Raw genomic sequence first — 1,899 nt, 5'->3', positions numbered from 1 at the left:
TTGAACTCCGTTCATCCACTTCAGATACTCAAACTTCTTACTCAGGACTCAACACTTTCACATCAGAAAGAAAAGCTAGTCTCTGAACTAAGCTAGCTACTTAATAATTTGTTTAAAAATAAAAATACAGACTGTTCATCTTGTTTGCGATTTGGGAATTTTAAGAGATGAACGGCGTTTTACAGCAGCAGAGGAATAGTAAGATACCCAATGTTCAAGAACATGACCTTGCAAACACGGTTGATCGCTTCATTTTTATTCATAGGACTGCTTGTATTCACAATGGCCTTGCTGGGATGGTTCGTTACCAATGAGTTAAATCAGTCAATTAACTCATTAACCTTGAATAACATCCCCAGCTTATCCGGGGCATGGAAGATTAAGGAAGGTCAGACACAAATACAATCGGCAGAACGGTTATTATTTAATCCTGAAATCACTGTTAGTGAAAGAGAGAGTGTCATCACTCAAATTCAGAACGCTTGGAAACAGATTAACGACGGTCTTAAACAGTACGAAGCAACGCCATTCACCGAACAAGAAACACAAGAGTATGACTTACTTAAAGAGCAACTGGAAGCCTGGAAATCAGTCCATAAAAGATTGTTAGATATTGAGGAAAAGCTAAATCAGACTGGTATTAAAAATCCTTGGAAAAAACAACTTGATTTAATTCGTCAAGGACAAGAAAAATCCGCGGATATTGCCAACATTCAAAGGGCGTTTGAATTACGTAATCAAATTGATGATGAGGTAACAAATAGGGGGGAGCCGTTATTTCAAAAAACTAGCGATCAAGCAGACCAACTTTTGAAACTTCATGAAGTTTACGTGTCAGATACACAAAAAGAGGTCGAACAGAATGTGGCTCGCAGTATGTTCTGGATTTCTGTAGGAATTGCCATTGGCCCGATAACTGCGATTATTTTGGGGTTTGTAATCGCTCGACAAATTGCATCTCAGATTTTGGGTGTTATTAGGGTTGCAGAGCAAATTTCTCTGGGTAATTTAACAACCAAAATCGCGGCTGAATCCAACAGCAAAGATGAAATGAATAGACTATTAACTGCTTTTCAAACCATGACTCAGAATCTCAACACTCTGATTCGTCAGGTACAGCATTCAGGCATACAGGTTACTTCCTCAGCGACTCAAATAGCAGCTTCAGGTAAACAATTAGAAGGGACGCTGATTGAGCAAGTAGCTTCTACTAATGAGGTAGCTGCCGCTACTAAAGAAATTTCTGCTACCTCTAGAGAATTAGTCAGTGCAATGGAACAAGTTGCAATCATTTCCCAAAGCACGACGACAGCAGCCAATGATAGCCAAAAAGACATAGTGCGGATGGAAACCACTATGCGGCAGTTAGCAGAAGCCACGAATGCGATCGCTGCTCGATTGGGAGTAATTAGCGAAAAGGCAAATAGCATTAATACTATCGTCGTCACAATTACCAAAGTTGCAGATCAAACAAATCTGCTGTCGTTAAATGCGGCGATCGAAGCCGAAAAAGCTGGAGAGTATGGTTTGGGCTTTGCTGTAGTTGCTAGAGAAATTCGCCGATTAGCAGATCAAACTGCCGTTGCTACCCTCGATATTGAGCAGATGGTGAAGCAGATGCAATCGTCAGTCTCTACAGGTGTGATGGAGATGGACAAGTTTGCCGCAGAAGTAGGGCGGAGTATAGAAAATGTTGCCAGCATCAGCATACAGGTTGGGCAAATTATCCAGCAAGTGCAAGAACTGAATCCGCGATTTGAGTTTGTCAACCAGGGTATGGAAACCCAATCTGTGGGAGCGCAACAAATTAGTGAGACGATGGCGCAGTTGAGCAGTACCTCTGTGCAAACTACCGACTCTCTGCGGGAAATTAATCATGCTATAGCCCAACTTAACCAA

General features: G+C 41.4%; 1 protein-coding gene. It reads left to right on the top strand.

Annotation, left to right across the window (positions count from 1 at the left end):
* Positions 1–210: 210 nt before the first annotated feature.
* Positions 211–1,899, top strand: a 1,689-nt coding sequence (locus RRG12_RS43680) for a HAMP domain-containing methyl-accepting chemotaxis protein (RefSeq protein WP_420763327.1), incomplete at its 3' end; no start/stop codon positions are given.

This window comes from Nostoc sp. CALU 546, from assembly GCF_048836525.1.
This window is presented reverse-complemented; position numbering and strand designations above follow the sequence as displayed.